The following is a 15,312-nucleotide window of genomic DNA, read 5'->3' on the forward strand; positions in this document are numbered from 1 at the left end:
CTTGATTCATAGATGGAATAAAATCATTAGACCATGTTTTAAAAAGGTTTGCAAGGGGTCAGCAAAAAGGAGGAAGGTTATGGAAAACGCAGCGGCGCGCATGGAGAAGGATATCGAGATGCTGTCCAAGATTTCCGCGCCCGGCCCGGGTGTAACCCGTCTGCCCTTCACGCCGGAGGCCAAAAAGACGGTGGAAGCGCTGAAGTGGCTCATGGCGGAAGCGGGCATGGAGGTTCGGGTGGACGCATCGGAAGCGGTCATTGGCCGCCTGGAGGGAAAGCGCAGGGAAACAATCCTGATCGGCTCCCACTACGACAGCGTGAAAAACGGCGGCGCTTTTGATGGCATGTCCGGCGTGATCTGCGGTATTGAGACGGTGCGCCAGCTGAGGGAGGCGGAAATTCAGCCCCTGTATTCGGTGGAAGTTATCGCCATGAACGATGAGGAAGGGGCGCGTTTCTCCTCGGGATTTTTGTCCAGCAAGGCTCTTCTGGGCGAGATCACGGTGGACGAACTGAAGCGGCTGAAGGATGCGGCGGGCATAAGCATCTATGAGGCCATGGAGGCATACGGCGCCGACCCCGACCGGATTGGCGAGGCGGTCCGGGAACTTGAGGGGCTCAAAGCTTTTCTTGAGGTGCACATCGAGCAGGGCCCCATTCTTGAAGCGAACCAGAAATCCATTGGAATCGTGGACACCATCGTGGGTATGAAGCGGCGCATCATCACGGTGAAGGGCAGGGCGGACCACGTGGGCACCACGCCCATGGATATGCGCATCGATGCCATCGAGATTGCAGCCAAGGCTGTGGCCCGGCTGGGCGATCTCGCACGGGAATATGAGCATACGGTGGCCACCTGCGGGTATTTTGCACCACTGCCGAACGCCGTTAACACGGTGGCCTCGGAGGTAAAGTTCAGCGTCGATATCCGAAGCACCAAACTGGAGAATGTGGACGCCGTCTATCACAGATTTCTGGCCATTCTGGATGAGGAAGCCGCCCGGTTTAAGGGAAGCTACTCCATATTGGAGACGCTGACGGTGGATCCTGTGGACATGGACGAAAAACTGCAGGGGCTGATCGAGGACAGCTGCATCCAAAACGGTTTTGCCTATCAGCATATCAACAGCGGTGCTGGACATGACAGCCTGCCCATTGGGGAGAAGATGCCCACGGCCATGATTTTTGTGCCCAGCAAAAAGGGCCGCAGCCACTGCCCCGAGGAGGATACTGACTGCAAGTATCTGGCGCAGGCGGTAGCGATTTTGAAGGATGTCGTTCTCAACCTGAAATAGTACAGGAGCCGCGGGCGTTGCCGGCGGAAGCGCAGATAAGGGGGTATGTGCGGTGCTGCACACCATTATTGAAAAAAACACCTACATGGATTCAGTGGAACTGATGAAGCTGAGCAAGGAGCTCAGTCATTTCTCCGGAATCGAGAAGGCCACGGTCATGATGGGCACGGCGGCCAACAAGGAGATCATGGAAAAAGGCGGCTTTGGTTCGGAGAAGCTGACGGCGGCGAAGGCCAACGATATGGTGATCGCTGTGGATGCAGAAAATGAGGATGCGGTGAAAAGCGTCCTGAGAGCGGTGAAGGAAGCGGCGGAGGGCAGGAATAAAGCGGCCTCCGGAGCTGCGGGACAGACCGTGATAAAAAGCTGGGAAGCGGCAAAGGATCTGGGCGGGGACTACAACGTATGTTTGATTTCCGTACCCGGCGAATATGCGGCGGCGGAGGCCATGGAAGCGCTGAATCAGGGCAGGCATGTGATGCTTTTCAGCGACAACGTGAGCTTGGAGGATGAACTGGCCTTGAAGAAGGCCGCCCATGCAAAGGGACTTTTGGTGATGGGGCCCGATTGCGGCACCAGCATTTTGGGCGGCGTATCCCTCGCCTTCGCCAACAGTGTGAGGCGGGGCAATATCGGTATCGCCGGCGCTTCCGGCACGGGCATTCAGGAGCTTTCCGTCATGATTGACCGGCTGGGCGGAGGCATCTCCCACGCCATTGGTACCGGCGGACGGGATTTGTCCGGGAAAATTGGCGCCATCACCATGAAGGACGCCGTTGGCGCGCTGGAGGACGATTCGGCTACCGATGTGATTGCGGTGATTTCCAAGCCCCCGGCGCCGTCGGTGCGGGATGAGCTTTTGGGCGTCCTGGCCGGACTTACGAAACCCTGTGCTGTGCTGTTCCTGGGCGAAAAGGCTCGGGAAGGGACGGGCGGAGTACGTCTTGCGGGCACCATGGAGGGCCTGGCAAGGACCGCCGTGGAACTGGCGGGGGGAACTCCGCGGGACCTTGGCGGAGATGGCGATGGGCTGAAAGCACTGCCCGGAGCAAAACTCATTGGACTTTTTACCGGCGGAACGCTGGCCTATGAAGCGGCCTATCTGGCGAAGGAGGCCATGGGCATCAAGGAGGAGAGCGTTCACGAGATGGGCTACATCCTCCGATCGGAGAACGGGGAGATCATTGACCTCGGCGACGATGTGTACACAAAGGGCAAGCCCCATCCCATGATGGATCCCAGCTCGCGAAACGAGAAAATGAAGGAGATTCTGGCGGGGCTGGACCGACCGGCGGTGGTGCTGCTGGATGTGGTGCTGGGCTATGGCTCGGCCAAGGATCCGGCGGCGGAACTGGCCGGCGCCATTGAGGAGCTTCAAAAGGTCCGCGGGGATCGGACCGCGTTCGTGGTCAATCTTCTCGGCACAGAGGGGGATCCTCAAAATCTCTTCCATTCCAAAGCGGTTCTGGAGAAGGCCGGCGCACACGTCTACCTTGGCAACAGCCGGGCGGTGAAAGCCGCCCTTGAGATCGCCGGATACGCCCTGCCCGATGCACCGCTGAAGGCGGCAAAGCTGCCCGGTGCAATAAAGTGTGCGGGGGCTTCAAACGCCGCAAAGGAACTGCTTCAAAGAACGCCTGCCGTGATCAATGTGGGCCTCAAGGGCTTTGCCGACGATCTTGAGAAGCAGGGCGTAAGATCGGTGCACTTTGAATGGCGGCCGGTGGCCGGCGGCGATAAAACGCTGTTGAAAGCCCTGAATTTCCTGGGACACTATGAATTTAAGGACGGCCCTTACCGCAACATCGATGAAGCCAATGAGGCTGTAATCGACAAGGTGCGCGGCAGCCTGCCCTGTCTGGTGGATGTGATTCCCGCCTGCGAGGCGTCGGATGTCTTTGGTCACGGCAAGCTTCTGCTCCATGCCGGACCGCCCATCGAGTGGCAGGAGATGACCCATCCCATGCAGGGCTCCTGCGTGGGCGCGGCGCTCTTTGAAGAATGGGCTGCGACGGAGGAGGAGGCCTGGGCCCTCTTTGAGCGGGGCGAGGTGGCCTTCATGCCCTGCCATCATGCGGGCTTCGTGGGACCCATGGGGGGCATCACCTCGGCACACATGCCAGTGCTCAAGGTCACCAATGTGACCGGCGGCAACGATGCCTACTGCACCATGAACGAGGGTATCGGCCAGGTGCTGCGTTTCGGCGCCTACGGACCAGCTGTGGTGGACCGGCTGCGCTTCATGCGGGACACACTGGGCCCCGTGCTGGCAAAGGCGGTGAAGACGGTGGAAGGCGGCCTCAATCTGAACGTGATGATTGGCAGGGCCATTGCCATGGGCGACGAGTTCCATCAAAGGAACATTGCCGCATCCCTCGTTTTCCTGAAGGAAGTGGCGCCCATCATTGTGGGTCTGGATATCCCCACTGAAGATAAGAGGAAGGTTATTCAGTTTCTGGCAAACACCGACCAGTTTTTCCTAAATGTGATGATGGCTACCGGCAAAGCGGTGATGGACTACGCGGCGACGGTGGAGTATGGGACGGTGGTCACGGTGATGAGCCGTAACGGAAAGGATTTTGGCATCCGTGTGAGCGGCATGGGGAACGAGTGGTTTACCGGCCCGGTCAATACGCCCAAGGGCCTGTACTTCACGGGCTTTAGCGAGGAGGACGCCAACCCCGACATCGGCGACTCGGCCATCACCGAAACCTTCGGCGTGGGCGGCATGGCCATGATCGCGGCGCCGGCGGTCACCCGTTTTGTGGGCAGCGGTGGCTTTTACGACGCGCTGGAGACCAGCAACCGCATGTGCGAGATTACCATCGCCAACAACGGCATGTTCCCCATCCCCACCTGGGATTTCAAGGGAACCTGCCTTGGCATCGACATCCGCAAGGTGGCGGCCACCGGCATCACGCCGGTGATCAACACCGGTATTGCTCACAAAATTGCGGGCTTGGGACAGATTGGCGCGGGTACGGTCAATCCGCCGCTGGAGTGCTTCACCAAGGCGGTGCTGGCCTATGCGGAAAAACTGGGGTTTAACCCGAATTGATGAATTTGGATGGGGCTGTCGCTGAATGCGTGGAGGCTGCTGAGAAAATGTTCAGGAACGGCGCCGAGGGTTGTGTGCATTCCGTTTACCGCAGTGTGATCAACCTTCAGCTTCCCGGAAGACTTATGGCCCTCCATCCTTCGGAAGCGACGAAAACTCCGCTGTCCATCACCCTCAGAGGAACGCTTCCAAAGGCGGTCCGAGGCATGCCGGTTCGATTCACGCCCCGCTGGCTGGAGATTGAGGATACCATAATCTTTGCCGGGGAACGGCAGGTTTGGAATCCGAAGCTTGCCGGGCGGCTGACAAGGGACACTATGGACGGTATTGCCCGGGCAATCGAAAGAAATCTTTTCGCCTTTATGGATAAAGAAGGGTCTGATAGCGGTGTCCTGACGGCCGCTTTTCAAAAAAGAATAGCGGCCATGGAAAAAGCCGCGGGCTGGCGGGAAGTTCTGGAGCAAGTGCCTTCCCTGATCGGACTGGGGCAGGGGCTCACACCCTCTGGGGACGATTTTCTGGTGGGCATGCTTTGGGCGTGCCGGCTGACAGCGGCGCCCTTTGACGAGCTGTCGAACCGGGTACGGGAGCTGGCCGGGGGGACAAATGACCTCAGCCGTGAGTTCCTCCTCCGCTCCTGCGAAGGGGAATTTGGTGAGAAACTCCACCGTTTGGCCCGGGAGGGCAATGAGGCGGCGGTGAAAAGCGTGGCTGAGACCGGCCACAGTTCGGGCCGCGACACCCTTCGGGGCATCCTCATGGCCTTAAGAGTCGCGGTAAACATGGAGGAATCATTATGAAGACTGTGGTCATTGCCATTGGCGGCAACGCGATCACTGAGAGCAGTCAAAAGGGTACCATCGAGGAGCAGCAAAGCAATATTAAGCGTTGCTGTGAGAATATTGCCGATCTAATCGAGGCGGGATATGAGATCATTCTGACTCACGGAAACGGGCCGCAGGTGGGCAGTATCGTGCTGCAAAACGATTTGGCCAAGAGCGTGGTACCGGAAAATCCTCTCGATGTGTGTGGTGCGCAGACTCAGGGCAGTCTTGGTTATCTCATCGCGCAGACCCTCAGCAATACGCTGAAGCATCGGCATATCCAAAAAAAGATTGCCACTGTGCTCACCCAGGTTTTGGTGGATAAAATGGACCCCAGCTTCCAAAAGCCCACCAAGTTTATTGGGCCGTTTTTTACCGCGGAGCAGGCGGACTTTCTTGCGAAAACCAAGGGATTTGAGATGCAAAAGGACAGCGAGCGCGGGTACCGCCGGGTGGTGGCGTCGCCAAGGCCGCTGGATCTGGTGGAAAAGGATGCGGTTTGTGCCTTGTTAAAGGAAGGCTTTTTGATCATAACCGTGGGCGGCGGCGGCATCCCTGTGGTGCAGGAAGACGAGGAGCTTAAAGGTGTGGAGGCGGTGATCGATAAGGATTTTGCTTCCGCACTGGTGGCCAGGGAGGTAGGAGCAGACACGCTGATTATCCTGACAGGGGTGCCCAAAGTGGCCATCGATTTTGGAAAACCCAATATGCGGGAACTGGATGAGATGACCCTCACGGAATGCCGGGCCTATCTAGCCGAGGGGCAGTTCCCTCCGGGCAGCATGGGTCCCAAGGTGGAGGCTGCCATGGAGTTTGTGGCGGCGGGCGGCAGCGAAGCCATCATTACCTCCATTGAAAACATGAAATCCGCACTGGAACACCGGGACGGAACGCGGATTTTTGCAGGATAATGACAATACGCGGCAAATCTTAAAGAGAGATCTTTGGGATTTACCGCGTTTTTGATGGAAAGGAAAGGTTTCGATGTATGATGTTTTGATTATGGGCGGCCTCGTGGTGAGCGGAAAGGCAGTGACGCCGGCGGGGATCGGGATAAAGGACGGAAAGATCGCGGCGCTTCTGGCGCCGGAATCGCGGCCGGAGGCGGGAGAGGTGATCGATGCTTCGGGCAGGTATGTGTTTCCCGGCGCCATCGACAGCCATGCGCATCTCAACGACCCCGGATTTACCTGGCGGGAGGATTTTGAACATGGCACGGCAGCCGCAGCGGCGGGCGGATGCACCACGGTGGTGGATATGCCCCTGCAGAACGAGCCTGCATTGACGGATGGAGATATCTTTGAACGAAAGCTTGCGGCCGTATCCGGAAAAGCTCATGTGGACTATGCTTTTTGGGGCGGGCTGGTGGACAGCAATCTGGATCAACTTGCCGGACTCCATGAAAAGGGCTGTGTGGCATTCAAATCTTTCATCGGACCGGTTTCTCCAGATTACGTGTCCCTCAGCTATGGCGAGGCACGGCAGGCCATGGAGATCATTCATAGCTTTGGCGGCCGCGCCGGCTTCCACTGCGAGGATTTCTCCATCATCCGCCATGGCGAGATGCTGAATAAGCGTGCAGGCCGAAACGGCTGGCAGGATTTTCTCGATTCGCGGCCGGTATCGGCGGAGCTGACTGCCACCCAGGCGGTCCTGGACCTGGCGGCGGAAACGGGCTGCAAGGTGCATATCTGCCATGTATCCCATCCGAAGGTGGCCGAGGCCATCGCAGAAGCCCAGCGGGCGGGCGTGGACGTGACGGCGGAGACCTGCGGACATTACCTCAGCTTCACGAAGGAGGATGTTCTCAAGCGGGGCGCGCTCTTCAAATGTGCGCCGCCCCTTCGCAGCAGGGAAGCGGCGGAAGAGCTTTGGACCTATGTGGAGTCGGGAGTGATCTCTTCGGTGGGTTCGGACCATTCCCCCTGCAGAGCGGATGAAAAGGAGGGCGAGAGCGTATTTGATATCTGGGGCGGCATCAGCGGCATCCAAAGCACCCTGCAGGTGGTCTACAGCGAAGGTGTGGTGAAGCGGGGTTATTCGCCCACCCTTTTGGCCAGGGCGCTCAGCGAGGGCCCGGCAAAGACCTTTGGGATCTATGGCCAAAAGGGAGCCCTTCAGCCGGGTTTTGATGGGGACCTGGTGATCCTGGACCCTGACCGGGTGTGGGAGATCACCGCGGATTCGCTGCATTATCTGAACAGAATTTCTGCCTTCGTGGGCATGAAGGGGAAGGGGCTCCCCGTTTTGACCCTGGTGCGGGGCAGAATTGTGGCCCGGGATGGGCGGGTTGTGGGCGAAAAGGGATATGGACAACTGGTGAAAAGGATGGGATAGACGTGTACGATCTGATCATTCGAAAGGGCAAATTGGTCAAACCCGACGGCATTTTGGAAGCCGATATCGCAATTAAGGACGGAAAATATGCGGCCTTTTTGGCGCCGGGTTCTGCGGCGGAGGCAAAGGAAGTGGTGGACGCCGAAGGATGCTGCGTCTTTCCCGGCATCATCGACTGCCATGCCCACCTCAACGAGCCGGGCTTTGAATATCGGGAGGATTTTGCCACCGGCACCCGTGCGGCGGCGGCGGGCGGCACCACCACCCTCATGGATATGCCGCTCAATAACGATCCGCCCCTCACAAACCGGGCCGCTTTTGAGCTGAAACTCAGCCGCATTCAGAAGAAGGCGGCGGTGGATTACGCTCTGTGGGGCGGCATTATTGACGATAACACCGATGAGCTGGTGGACCTCAAGGAGTGCGGCGTTGCCGCCTTCAAGGGTTTTACCTGCCCCAACGGCGATCTGTTTCCCGCCGTAAACCTGGGGCATGTGCGGCGTGCCCTTGAACTGCTCAAACCCTATGGCGCTCTTTGCGGGTTCCACTGCGAGGAGTACGGCCAGATTCTGGAGCGGGAGAGGCGGCTCAAGGCCGGGGGCAGCGGCGATCCCATCCGGGATTTCCTGGACGTCCACGACCTGTGGGCCGAATATGTGGCAACTCAAAACGTCATCGACATGGCCAGAGCCACCGGGGGCAGGGTGCATATTTGCCATGTGAGCCATCCAAAGGTGGCCCAGCTGGTGCGGGAGGCCAAGGCGGAAGGACTGCCGGTGACGGCGGAGACCTGTCCTCATTACCTGGCCTTTACCGAAAAGATCGTCTTTGAAAAGGGTGCACCCGCCAAGTGTACGCCGCCCATGCGGGATGAAGCGGCGAAGGAGGGTCTTTGGGAATATGTGCTGGACGGCACGCTCGACTGCATTGGAAGCGATCATTCGCCGGCGGCGGATGGGGAAAAGGACAATGCCCTTGGTATTTGGGAGGCCTGGGGAGGTCTCAACACCATCCAGTATTTCCTGCCCCTCATGTTCGATCTCGTCGTTCACCAAAGAAAGCTGAGCCCCTGTCTCATCGCACGGACGATGGGAGAGATGCCGGCGAAAATCTTTGGGCTGCGGGACAGAAAGGGCGCCTTTGAGATTGGATTGGACGGCGATGCGGTGGTGCTCGACCCCCAAAAGGCCTGGACCGTGACCCGGGAGAGTCTTTTGACCAAGGGCCATATCTCCATTCTGGAGGGCATATCGGGCAAAGGCGCGGCGGTGCGCACCATCGTGCGCGGCCGGACCGTGGCCCAGGACGGGGCCTTTGAGGAGGACGCCTTTGGGTATGGGAGCTTTCTTCGGCCGGCTCAATATTGAACAGATTCCTCTGTAAACGATAAAAATATGTTTTTTCGTGAAATTTCGCCACACCTTCCTTGCGGATTTCCCGAAGAAAGTATATACTTACAAGAAGTATTGCTGATATGGGTCAATGGGGTCTTTATCTAAAAATAGGAGGTGGGTTCTTTATGGAAATGGCACTGAATGTGCGTAGAAACAAAAAGGGTTTCACTCTGGTTGAAGTCATTGTGGTTTTGGTGATTTTGGCCATCCTGGCGGCGATTTTAGTTCCCTCCATGGTGGGCTGGATCGACAAGGCTCAAAAGAAAACGGCTGTGGTGGAAGGCCGGACCATTTTGGTCGCGGCGCAAACCATTGTTTCGGAGAACTATCCCATGGCGGACGGCGCAATGGCTGAGCCGCAGGTGAAGGAAGTTACCGACTTGGCACAGCTTGACGGTATCTCCGACGTAGAAATTACGGTTACCGGCAACAAGGTCACCGCCTTTACGTTCACATCCAGCGAGAGCTTTACGGTCACCTACGACGGCTCGACCATTACGGCCGAATAATCGGATAAAGAACTTGATATGCCAGAGCGGCTCACTGCAGCCGCTCTGAGCGTATCATCAGAAAAGGGGTCACGAACGCATGGTCTTTGTGGCGTACCTCGTCCTATATCTCATTGCATTTATAATGGGCAGCTGTGTGGCAAGCTTTTTAAACGTAGTGATTTACCGGCTTCCCCGAAAATTGTCCTTTGTGAAGGGCCGGTCCTTTTGCCCGAACTGCCGTCAAACCCTGAAAATTTACGATATGGTTCCGGTATTCAGCTGGTTTTGGCTGAAAGGCCGATGCCGGTTCTGCAACGAAAAGATTTCCGCCCGTTATCCTCTTGTGGAAGCGATGGGCGGCTTTGCCGCGCTTTTTTGTGTGGCCCTTTGGGGCTACAGCCTTGCGGCGCTGACGGTTTTTGCTGCCGTCATGATTCTCGTGGCCGTCGCTTTCATCGACCACGATACCTTTGAAATTCCAAACGGCCTGGTGTTTGCCCTTTTGATTCCAGCCGTTTTGTCCATAGGGGCTTTTCCCGATGTATCCATTCTCGAGCGGTGCATCGGCATTGCGACGCTCAGCGGACCCATGCTGCTCATGAACCTTTTGGTAAGGGACAGCTTTGGCGGCGGAGATATCAAGCTCATAGCGGTTTGCGGGTTCCTGCTGGGCTGGAAGCTGCTGCTGGTGGGCGGCTTTGTGGCTCTGCTCCTGGCGGGCGGCTATGGTGTTTATTTGCTGAAAACCCGCAAAAAAGACCGTAAGGATCATATCGCCTTTGGCCCCCATCTCGCCGCTGGCATGATCTTTGCGCTGTACCTGGGCCGGCCCGTGCTGGATTATTATCTTTCGCTATTTATCTAACGCTCACGAGGAGGCTTTGAAATATGCCCGATTACAAATATCATGCTGCCGAGCTTGGCGGTAAGACGGTGCGGGGCAAGCTGCGCGCAGCCGACGAGCAGGACCTTCGGGAGCAGCTTAAAAATGAGGATCTGTATCTGGTGGACTATGAACAAACGGAGGAACAGCGGGGCGGCTACCGTTTGCGGGGCAAGCAGCTGGCGGAATTCTGCCGGGAGCTTGGCGCCATGCTCAGCTCTGGCGTACCCCTGATCCGGGCCATCGGCATCATGGCGCAAAGGGACATTCCGGCAAAGGTCAAAAATGTCTACATGAATCTTTATCGTTCCTTGCAGCAGGGCCTCGTGCTTTCCGAAGCCATGGAGCAGCAGGGCAACGCCTTTCCCGAGCTTTTGATCCACATGTACCGGGCCAGCGAGGCCACCGGACGGCTGGACCAAACCTCGGAAAAGATGGCGGAGCACTATGAAAAATCCTACCACCTGAACCGGAAAGTGAAAACGGCCATGATCTATCCCATCCTGCTGGTGGTGGTCACGATTGCGGTGGTGATGATCATCTTCATGGTGGTTCTGCCCAAGTTTTTTGCCGTATTTGAAAGCATGAACGCGCCCATGCCGGGTGTGACCCGTTTCATGCTCACGGTGAGCAACGGGATGCGGGAGAACTGGATCTGGATTTTGATTGGCATTTTGCTCATCGTATTGGGCGTTCAGGCTCTTTTGAGAATCCCCGACGTGAAGATGGTCACTCAGCGGTGGAAGGTCCATTTTCCGGGAATCGGCCGCTTGATGCGCATCATCTATACGGCCCGCTTTGCCCGGTCCCTCAGTTCCCTTTATGCCAGCGGCATTTCCATCATAAACGCTTTGTATAACACACAAAACACCGTGGGCAATGTTTACGTGGAGGCCCAGTTTCCCGAGATGATCCGCGAGGTGCGCAACGGCGGCTCCCTATCGGGGGCGCTGGCCAAGGTGGACGGCTTTGATTCCAAGCTTGCCGCCAGCGTCATGATCGGCGAGGAGACGGGCAAGCTGGACGACATGCTGGACGCCACGGCGGACACCTTTGACTACGAGGCGGATATGGCTGTACAGCGGCTGACGGCGCTTATTGAGCCATGTCTCATCATCATTCTGGCGGTGGTGATCGGTTCGATTATCATCTCGGTGATGCTGCCCATTATTACGCTTTATGATACCATCGGCGCTGCCGGCGGTATGTAGGAGGAAACGACATGGATACATCCATCTATTTTGCCAACGGCACCCTGCGGGCGGTGGCGGGCAGCGCGGGGAAACGGTCCTTAACCGTGGAGGATGCGGCGACCTTGAAGCTGCCCGAAGGCGCGCTCATCAATGGCGTGATCACGGGCGAGGAGGCCCTTGCAACAGCCATACACACCTTGCGGGAGGAACATCCCCGCATGCCCATGCGGAATGTGCGGCTGGCCTTCGACAGCAGCATGATCTATTTCAAACAGGCCGAGCTTCCGCGGCTTTCGGTGAAGCGTACGCTGGAGATGGTTCGCGGCGAATTTTCCGAGATGGATGAGGAACTGCTCTATGACTACGCTGTTCTCAGCCCCAGAACGGAGAACGGCGGCATGTACGTTCTTTTAAACGCCGTCAAGCGGGAGCTCATCATGAGTTACATTGCCTTTTTTCAAAGCCAGGGCATCACTTTGTCCGCCATCAGTACGGCGCTTAGCAGCCAGATCAAACTGGTCCGCGCCCTGCCGGGTCTGGGCCGTGAAACCTTTATCATGCTGGTGCTGGACGGGAACATGCTGGGCGCCTCCCTTTATGTGGAGGGCAGGTTTCGCTTTGCCAACCGTGCCCGCCTGTTTGCGGAGCGGGGGAGCGAGGCGCTGGAAGCGGAAATTGAGCGCACGGTTTCCACCCTTATCCAGTTCAATCAATCGGAGAAAAGCGGTGCCACCATCTCCCATCTCTACCTTTGCGGATTGATCCGGGAGGAGGAGGGGATCCACGGGGATGTGTGCCGCGCCTTCGGGCTCAAGCGGGGCCTTTTGACCGGCGAGGGCCTCATTCACAGCCGCTCCGCGGAATTTGACCTGACGGACTACATCTACGCCACCGGCAATCTTTTAAGAATGTGAGGACGGTTCTATGTTACCGACGCAGCGCAAGGATATCAATTTCTTGGTCCGCTATAACGATCATCCCGAACGACGGACGCATTTTTGGAAAAAGGTGGGCATGATTGCGCCGCTGGCAGTGCTGGCGGCGGTGCTCCTTGCCGTATTCGTGGTATTTCAGCTTTCCGTAAACCGGCAGAACCGGGAGCTTGCCGCTATCGAGAGCTATATCAGCGAAGCTTCGGCGGGGTATGATGAGGTGCTGGCCCTGGAAGGGAACCGCAACAATTTGGTGGACGCCAAAGCCTATCTTGATGGGATTGCCACCGCCATGGCGGGTTATCCCAGACTGGACCGGGAATTGTTTGACCGGATCGCCGCGTGCTGCGACGACGAATTTACCATCGAATCCTACCAGTATGCTGACGGCGTACTGGAGCTGGGCGCCAAGGCGTCCTCGGCGGAAGTGATGCCAAAGGCGGTGGAAAAACTTCGCGGGACCGGACTTTTTGGCGAGATTCAGTATAAAGGCTATACCAGCGGGACCGACGGCAGTTTTGCCTGCACCATCGGCTGCACGCTGATGCCGGAACAACAGTAAAGGTTGGTTGCTATGGGAAAATTATCGAAGCGGGAAAAAGTGCTGATCTACATCATGGTCACGCTGCTGATCACCGTGGGCATCGGCGTGTTCATGATTCAGCCGGCGGCGGAGGCGGCCTCCACGCTGGAGGAGCAGATTTCCGAGAAGAGCGCGGTCAAGATGGGCATGGAGCAAAAGATCCAAAGCGAGGGCCGTCTTTTGAAGGACATGGAGACCTATCAGCAGGACATTGCCAAGCTCTCCGAGGGTTTCCTTGCGCCCATGACCAACGATCAGCTGGATACCTATATGACCGGACTGATGCAAAAACACGGGCTTTCTGCGGAAGCCCTCTCCATTGAGGCGGTGGAGTTCCCCCCGGAGGATGAAAAGGAAGAGGAAGGGGAGGAAACGGCGCCGAATTCCGCCGCGGCGGCAGTGAGCGCCCGGGAAGTGCGGGTGGTGCTCAGCGGTCAGCTGGAGGGCTTTATGGCCCTTGCCGATGAACTCCAAGGGCTTGAAGCGGTGCGCATCATTGATTTCTCCATTCAGCCCAGAAACGGGGACCGGGTCCTGGAGGAGATTCCTGAAGGCCTTCAAACCATCAATGCGGGATTTGAGGTCTGGTCCTTTGATGCGGGCAGGCTTTCTGTCGCGGGGGGTGAATAGGCATGAAGAATATTCCCATTGGCGAGGTTCTAAAACAGTATGGGTACATCACCGAAGCCCAGCTCAGCGAGGCCCTGACTTTCCAAAAGGAGCACTCCAACAAGCGTCTTGGGGCCATTTTGATTGAGCTTGGGTTCGTAACCGAGCGGCAGATGCTGGAGGCCCTTGCCCTTCGAATGGACCTTAAAATGGTGGATCTTGGCACCTATCCGGTGAACACCGAGGCGGTGGCGAAGATCCCGAAGCCTCTGGCGCTCAAATATGGGCTCATCGCGGTGGAACTGCATGGAAACCGGCTGAGCATCGTGATGAGCGATCCCCTCAATTTCTATGCGGTGGAGGATATCCGGCAGATCACCCAGATGTCTCTTGAGATCATGGTGGATGTGGCGCAGAATATTGACCGGGCGATCGAATACTACTACCCTGAGATCGAGGCCAAGGTCACGGCTCAGTGGGCGAGTTCCAAGGCCGACGCGCTGCCCTCGGAAACGCTGGAGCTTACCGAGGATTCCGAAGGGGACGAGGCGCCGGTGGTGCAGGTTTTAAACCGGCTTTTAATTCGCGGCCACAGCATCAATGCCAGCGATATTCATATCGAACCTTTTGAGGAGCATGTGTCGGTGCGCATGCGCATGGACGGTGTGATCACCGATTACGTGACCCTGGCCAAATCCCTTCATCTTTCGCTCATCGCCCGGGTAAAGATTCTCTCAAACCTGGATATCGCTGAGCGGCGGCTGCCCCAGGACGGGCATTTCCGGGTGACCATCGAGGGCGTGGAGATCAACGCCCGCGTATCCATCATTCCCACCATTTACGGCGAAAAAGCGGTGATCCGCTTTCTGTTTGCGAGGGCGATCGTGGATGATGCCGAGCGGTTTGGTTTTTCCGTGGGGGACTACGAGAAGTTTGAACGAATGCTCACCTCGCCCCATGGGATCATCTACATCACCGGGCCCACGGGCTCGGGCAAGACAACCACGCTGTACATGGTGCTGGAGCGCCTGGCGAACAAGCTGGTGAATATCTCCACCATCGAGGATCCGGTGGAGCGGAACATCGCAAGGGTGAATCAGGTGCAGGTGAACAATGTGGCCGGCCTTACCTTTGAGCGTGGGCTTCGGGCACTGCTGAGACAGGACCCCGACGTGATCATGGTGGGCGAGACCCGGGACAGTGAGACGGCCACCATCTCCGTTCGGGCCGCCATCACGGGCCATTTGGTGCTGTCCACCCTCCACACCAACGACGCCATCTCGTCCATTGTGCGTCTGCGGGATATGGGGATTCCCGCTTATCTCGTGGCCAATTCTCTGGTGGGGCTGGTGGCCCAGCGGCTCATGCGCAAGGTGTGTCCCCACTGCGGCCAGACCTATGCGGCGAGTCTCGCCGAGCAGCAGGCATTGGGACAGGACGGACCGGTGGAGCTCAAGCGGGGCCCCGGCTGCCATCTTTGCAGCTATACCGGCTATAAGGGCCGCATGGCGGTTCATGAGGTTGTGGTGATTGACAAGACCATCCGCCGCATGATCACCGAGGATGCGCCCATGGACGATATTGTGGCCTATGTAAGCCAGAATCAGAGCTTCACTTCCCTGCGCGACTCGGCCCGGGAGGCGGCGCTCAAAGGGATCACCTCCATGGAGGAATATTATAAAGTGGCCTATTATGCCGATTAGGAGAGAGC

13 protein-coding genes are annotated in these 15,312 nt (G+C 57.5%); all 13 read left to right on the plus strand.

The features are described 5' to 3' along the window. The first annotated feature begins 79 nt into the window (after nucleotides 1-79). The 13 genes from H8696_RS04230 to H8696_RS04290 all read left to right on the plus strand — a co-directional run bounded on the left by H8696_RS04230 (nucleotide 80) and on the right by H8696_RS04290 (nucleotide 15,304). A complete protein-coding gene (locus H8696_RS04230) occupies nucleotides 80-1,297 on the plus strand; it encodes a M20 family metallo-hydrolase (protein WP_249315115.1) in 1,218 nt (405 codons plus the stop codon). Nucleotides 1,298-1,349: 52 nt separating this feature from the next. Beyond that, the gene (gene fdrA / locus H8696_RS04235) at nucleotides 1,350-4,355 is read left to right on the plus strand and encodes a bifunctional FdrA/YlbE family protein (RefSeq protein ID WP_249315116.1); all 3,006 of its coding nucleotides are present in this window, start codon (nucleotides 1,350-1,352) and stop codon (nucleotides 4,353-4,355) included. Further along, entirely contained in the window at nucleotides 4,355-5,155 is an 801-nt protein-coding gene (locus H8696_RS04240; RefSeq protein ID WP_249315976.1) for a DUF2877 domain-containing protein, read from the plus strand. The genes fdrA and H8696_RS04240 overlap by 1 nt, the downstream gene beginning before the upstream one ends. Then, entirely contained in the window at nucleotides 5,149-6,090 is a 942-nt protein-coding gene (gene arcC / locus H8696_RS04245; protein WP_407926366.1) for a carbamate kinase, read from the plus strand. The genes H8696_RS04240 and arcC overlap by 7 nt, the downstream gene beginning before the upstream one ends. Nucleotides 6,091-6,163: 73 nt before the next feature. Beyond that, nucleotides 6,164-7,516 (plus strand): allantoinase AllB, encoded by a 1,353-nt coding sequence (gene allB / locus H8696_RS04250; protein ID WP_249315118.1) that lies wholly within the window; start codon nucleotides 6,164-6,166, stop codon nucleotides 7,514-7,516. Between the two features lie 2 nt (nucleotides 7,517-7,518). Continuing rightward, nucleotides 7,519-8,883: an allantoinase AllB gene (gene allB / locus H8696_RS04255; RefSeq protein WP_249315119.1), complete on the plus strand. Its 1,365-nt coding sequence runs from the start codon at nucleotides 7,519-7,521 to the stop codon at nucleotides 8,881-8,883. 152 nt (nucleotides 8,884-9,035) lie between these two features. Continuing rightward, on the plus strand, nucleotides 9,036-9,419 hold the full coding sequence (locus tag H8696_RS04260) for a prepilin-type N-terminal cleavage/methylation domain-containing protein (RefSeq protein WP_249315120.1): 384 nt from the start codon (nucleotides 9,036-9,038) through the stop codon (nucleotides 9,417-9,419). A 79-nt stretch (nucleotides 9,420-9,498) separates the two neighbouring features. Continuing rightward, nucleotides 9,499-10,266, plus strand: a complete 768-nt coding sequence (locus tag H8696_RS04265) for a prepilin peptidase (RefSeq protein ID WP_249315121.1) — start codon at nucleotides 9,499-9,501, stop codon at nucleotides 10,264-10,266. A gap of 23 nt (nucleotides 10,267-10,289) precedes the next feature. Further along, the gene (locus tag H8696_RS04270; protein ID WP_249315122.1) at nucleotides 10,290-11,495 is read left to right on the plus strand and encodes a type II secretion system F family protein; all 1,206 of its coding nucleotides are present in this window, start codon (nucleotides 10,290-10,292) and stop codon (nucleotides 11,493-11,495) included. A gap of 11 nt (nucleotides 11,496-11,506) precedes the next feature. Continuing rightward, nucleotides 11,507-12,391, plus strand: a complete 885-nt coding sequence (pilM, locus tag H8696_RS04275) for a type IV pilus biogenesis protein PilM (RefSeq protein WP_249315123.1) — start codon at nucleotides 11,507-11,509, stop codon at nucleotides 12,389-12,391. 10 nt (nucleotides 12,392-12,401) lie between these two features. Next, nucleotides 12,402-12,971 carry a hypothetical protein gene (locus tag H8696_RS04280; protein WP_249315124.1) on the plus strand — a complete coding sequence of 190 codons (570 nt, stop codon included), beginning with the start codon at nucleotides 12,402-12,404 and terminating at the stop codon, nucleotides 12,969-12,971. 12 nt (nucleotides 12,972-12,983) lie between these two features. Next, nucleotides 12,984-13,622: a hypothetical protein gene (locus tag H8696_RS04285; protein ID WP_249315125.1), complete on the plus strand. Its 639-nt coding sequence runs from the start codon at nucleotides 12,984-12,986 to the stop codon at nucleotides 13,620-13,622. A gap of 2 nt (nucleotides 13,623-13,624) precedes the next feature. Then, on the plus strand, nucleotides 13,625-15,304 hold the full coding sequence (locus H8696_RS04290; protein ID WP_249315126.1) for a GspE/PulE family protein: 1,680 nt from the start codon (nucleotides 13,625-13,627) through the stop codon (nucleotides 15,302-15,304). The last annotated feature ends 8 nt before the right edge of the window (nucleotides 15,305-15,312 follow it).

Source organism: Gehongia tenuis (assembly GCF_014384795.1).
Taxonomy (GTDB): domain Bacteria; phylum Bacillota; class Clostridia; order Christensenellales; family NSJ-53; genus Gehongia; species Gehongia tenuis.